The following is a 3,984-nucleotide window of genomic DNA, read 5'->3' as shown; positions in this document are numbered from 1 at the left end:
CCGGGGTGGGTTCTTCGGCTGCGGGCGGTTGGGGGCCGGTCGCGCAGTTCCCCGCGCCCGTCGGGCCGGGGCTGCGCCCCGGATCCCCGCGCCCCTGAAAGCCTCGGGGCGGGGTCAGTCCAGTAGGCCGAAGCGCATCGCGTTCGTCACCGCCGCGGTTCGGTCGTCCACCCCCAGTTTGCTGAAGGCCCGCAGCAGGTGGGTCTTCACGGTGGACTCGCCGATGAACAGCCGGCGCCCGATCTCGGCGTTCGTGCACCCCTCCGCCACGAGCCGCAGCACCGCGGTCTCCCGTTCCGACAACCGTGGCCGCTCCGGCTTCGTACGGAGCTGGTCGACGAGCCTGGCGGCGACGGACGGGGCCAGCACGGTCTCGCCGCGCGCGGCGGAGCGGACGGCGTCGGCGAGTTCGGCGCGAGGGAGGTCCTTCAGGAGATAGCCCGCGGCTCCGGCCTCGACCGCCCGCAGAATGTCCCGGTCCGTCTCGTACGTCGTCAGCACGATGACCCGGCAGCCCAACCCCGCCTCGGTCATCCGCACGATCGAGTCGACACCCCCGCCCCCCGGCATTCGCAGGTCCATCAGGACGATGTCCGGCCGGAGTTCGGCCGCCAGCGCCTCCGCCTGCGGGCCGCTCGACGCGTCGGCGATCACATCGAGGTCGGGCTCGGCACTGAGCATCGCGCGCAGCCCTTCCCGTACGACGGGATGGTCGTCGGCCAGGACGATGCGGATCACGAGTCACTCCTTGGAACGGGCAGACAGACGGTGACGGTCGTGCCCTCGCCGGGCGCGCTGCGCACACGGGCCCTGCCGCCCACTTCCGCGGCTCGGGCACGCAACCCGGTCAGACCGTAGCCGCCGACCGGCGCGGCGGGGTCGAAGCCGGGGCCGTCGTCCTGTACGGAGAGTGTCAGCGAATCGTGGGTGTACGTCAGGGCGACCGCGATCGTCGACGAACTCCCCGCGTGCTTACGGGCGTTGGCGAGCGCCTCCTGGCAGGAACGCAGGACCACGACCTCGGGCCCGGCGGGCAGCGCGCGCACGGGGCCGGTGACGTCGACCGTCGCTTCGTGGCGCGCGGCCAGCCGGCGCAGCGCGTCGGGCAGCGAGGCCCCGTCGAGGTCGGCGGGCGCGCCCCCGGCGACCAGGGCCCGCGCCTCGGCGAGGTTCTGCCGGGTCGTCTCCGCCATCAGGGACAGGTGGCGGCGGGCCTGCGGTACGTCGTGGTCGAGTTCGGCCTCGACCGCCTGCACCAGCATCAGCAGGCTCGTGAAGCCCTGTGCGAGCGTGTCGTGGATCTCCCTGGAGAGCCGTTCCCGCTCGGCCAGCGCGCCGTGCGCCGACGAGAGCCGGGAGAGCTCGTGGCGACTGGCGTCCAGTTCGGCGATCAGCTCGGCCCGTTCCTGGCTCTGCTCGATGATGCGGATGGTCCAGTTGCCGAAGGCCGCCGAGAAGACGAGGGTGACCAGGCCGAAGAGGGAGTTGAAGAAGACGTCCTGGCCGCTCGGCCACCACAGCAGCGCCCAGCCCGCCACCGGCGCGATGTTGATGACCGTCACGGCCGCCAGCGCCCAGCGCAGCCGCAGCGCCATGAAGCACTGGGGGACGAGCGCGAAGGCCATCAGCCGGGTCTCACCGACGAGGATCCCCGACGGCAGGAACAGCACGATCGCCCCCGCGAGATAGCCGAGGGCCCGGCGTTCGTCGGGCGGGTCGCCGCTGAGGACGGGGCGCCCCACCGTCACGTACCAGGGAATCAGCGCCACGAGCAGCGCTGCCGAGACGAGGCGCAGGGGCCACCCCGGGTGCCCCGTGCCGAGGACGAACACCAGGGTGGCCCCGCACACGATCGCGAAGTACGAGTCCCAGAGCCGGAAGGAGTGCTCCCAGGTGTAAGAGCTCTTCGCGCCGCCGGGTCCCGCGATCCGTTCGGTCATCCGTCGCGACGGTTCTTCCAGCGGAAGGTCAGCAGACACAGCAGCAATCCTCCGACGCACCAGGCCCCCAGCACCAGGGCGATCCGCCCGAACTCCCAGCCGCCAGCCTGCTCCAGGACCTTCGCCGACTCGGGCAGGAACACCCCGCGCAGCCCCTGGCACATCCACTTCAGCGGGAACAGGGCGCCGATGTTCAGCATCCAGTCGGGGATCGTGTCGATGGCGATGTAGACCCCGGAGATGAACTGCAGCACCAGGAACGGGAGTACGACGACGGACGTGGCGCTCTTGCCGGACTTCGGGACCGAGCTGATCGCGATGCCGAGCAGGGCGCAGGCCGTCAGGCCCAGGACGAAGATCCAGGCGAAGTCGGCCCACTTGGCGGGATCCGAGGGCAGCTTCACGTCGTACAGCGAGGTGCCGACGACGAGCAGGATCGCCGTCTCCAGGAGGCCGGTGACCAGGACCAGCCAGATCTTGCCCAGGAAGTACGCGGCCGGCGGCATCGGAGTGCCGCGCAGCCGCCGCAGCACCTTCTCGTCCCGCTCGATCGCGATGGAGATGCCGAGGGACTGGAAGCTGGTGGACATGATGCCCGCGGCCATCATCGCGGGGACGTACAGCTGGGAGGCGGTGATGCCCGCGCCCCGCACGTCGTCGCTGAAGATCGACGCGAAGAGGAACAGGAAGACGACGGGGAAGGCGAAGGTGAACACCACCTGGTCGCGCTGACGGAAGAACTGCTTGATCTCCAGGGCGCCCCGCCGCAAGCCGAGGCCCCAGGCTCCGGGCAGCCGCACGGAGAAGGCCTCACCGCGTACGCGCACGGTCGTCAGGGTCATCGCGCGTCCTCCTGTCCGGTCAGTCGGAGATAGACGTCCTCCAGGGTCGGGCGGGTCACGCTCAGCCCGGGTATCTCGCCGTCGAAGCGGCGGGTGAGCTCCGCGACCGTGCGGGTGGGGGTGTCCGTGCGCTCGCTGCGCGGGGTGCCGTCGGCCTCCGTCCACTCGACGGTCGCCTCGGTGCCGTAGCGTTCGCGGAGCGCGGCGGGTTCGCCTTCCGCGACGACGCGGCCCCGCGCGACGACCGCGAGCCGGTGCGCCAGTGCTTCCGCCTCCTCCAGGTAGTGCGTGGTGAGCAGGATGGTCGTGCCCTCGTCGGCCAGTTTCCGGATCAGGTCCCAGAACTGGCGGCGGGCGGCCGGGTCGAAGCCGGTCGTCGGTTCGTCCAGGAGCAGCAGTTCGGGGCCGCCGATCACCCCGAGCGCCACGTCCAGACGCCTGCGCTGGCCGCCCGAGAGCGCCTTGATGCGGCTGCCCGCCTTCGCCTCCAGACCGACGAGCCCGATGACTTCCTCCGGGTCGCGGGGCCGCGGGTAGTAGCGGGCGAAGTGCCGTACGGTCTCGTCGACCGTCAACTCCGCGGGCGCCGATTCGTCCTGCCAGACGATACCGACCCGCGAGCGCCACGCGCGTGTGCCCGTCGCCGGGTCCGCGCCGAGCACGGACACCTCGCCCGCGTCCCGCGCGCGGTTGCCCTGGAGGATCTCCACCGTGGTGCTCTTGCCCGCGCCGTTGGGTCCGAGCAGGCCGAACACCTCGCCGCGGCGGATGCCGAGATCGATGCCGTCGACGGCGGTCACGTCCCCGTACTGCTTGCGCAGCCCCCGTACGTCCACCGCGAGTTGGTTCGCGTGTGTTGTCATGCCGACGAGCCTGCCGCCGAAGCGAACGCTCCGGGACGACCGTGCGTACCTCCTTATGTCCACCGAACGGTGGACACACATGTGGGTGCGGCACAATGTCGGTTGCCCGCAGGCCCTTCGAGACTACGGAAACGGCGTGATGAGCAAGACGACGACAGTCATCTCCATCGACCAGGAGCGTGCAGCCGGTCCCCGGACGGTCGGCGGCAGCCGTGCGCTCGCCCTGTTGCTGGTGATCACCGGTGCGGCCGGTCTGCTCGCCGCGTGGGTCATCACGATCGACAAGTTCAAGCTGCTGGAGAACCCGAACTTCGTGCCGGGGTGCAGCCTGAACCCGGT

At 71.0% G+C, this 3,984-nt stretch carries 4 protein-coding genes and 1 pseudogene; 1 reads left to right on the top strand and 4 read right to left on the bottom strand.

Translation table 11 applies throughout. The annotated features are described in order from the left end of the window. Positions 1–114: 114 nt before the first annotated feature. From ABZ656_RS56850 to ABZ656_RS56835, 4 genes are read right to left on the bottom strand one after another with little or no spacing between them, the layout of a single operon-like run. A complete protein-coding gene (locus ABZ656_RS56850) occupies positions 115–738 on the bottom strand; it encodes a response regulator transcription factor (RefSeq protein WP_101406245.1) in 624 nt (207 codons plus the stop codon). Further along, a complete protein-coding gene (locus tag ABZ656_RS56845; RefSeq protein ID WP_360280440.1) occupies positions 735–1,940 on the bottom strand; it encodes a sensor histidine kinase in 1,206 nt (401 codons plus the stop codon). The genes ABZ656_RS56850 and ABZ656_RS56845 overlap by 4 nt, the downstream gene beginning before the upstream one ends. Continuing rightward, positions 1,937–2,782, bottom strand: a complete 846-nt coding sequence (locus ABZ656_RS56840) for an ABC transporter permease (protein ID WP_360280437.1) — start codon at positions 2,780–2,782, stop codon at positions 1,937–1,939. Before ABZ656_RS56840 ends, ABZ656_RS56845 begins: the two co-directional genes overlap by 4 nt. Beyond that, complete coding sequence (locus ABZ656_RS56835; RefSeq protein ID WP_360280434.1) at positions 2,779–3,645, bottom strand: ABC transporter ATP-binding protein; 867 nt, start codon at positions 3,643–3,645, stop codon at positions 2,779–2,781. Before ABZ656_RS56835 ends, ABZ656_RS56840 begins: the two co-directional genes overlap by 4 nt. 139 nt (positions 3,646–3,784) lie before the next feature. On the opposite strand from ABZ656_RS56835, the pseudogene ABZ656_RS56830 reads away from it, so the two are divergent. Beyond that, a pseudogene (locus ABZ656_RS56830) lies at positions 3,785–3,984 on the top strand (hypothetical protein); the annotation flags it as partial.

The sequence above is a fragment of the Streptomyces sp. NPDC007095 genome, assembly GCF_040634475.1.
In the GTDB taxonomy this organism is placed as follows: domain Bacteria; phylum Actinomycetota; class Actinomycetes; order Streptomycetales; family Streptomycetaceae; genus Streptomyces.
This window is presented reverse-complemented; position numbering and strand designations above follow the sequence as displayed.

Bases quoted from the DNA above. Each gene is read 5' to 3' on its own strand.
- ABZ656_RS56845 (WP_360280440.1), bottom strand. From the start codon at position 1,940: ATGACCGAACGGATCGCGGGACCCGGCGGCGCGAAGAGCTCTTACACC.
- ABZ656_RS56840 (WP_360280437.1), bottom strand. From the start codon at position 2,782: ATGACCCTGACGACCGTGCGCGTACGCGGTGAGGCCTTCTCCGTGCGG.
- ABZ656_RS56835 (WP_360280434.1), bottom strand. From the start codon at position 3,645: ATGACAACACACGCGAACCAACTCGCGGTGGACGTACGGGGGCTGCGC.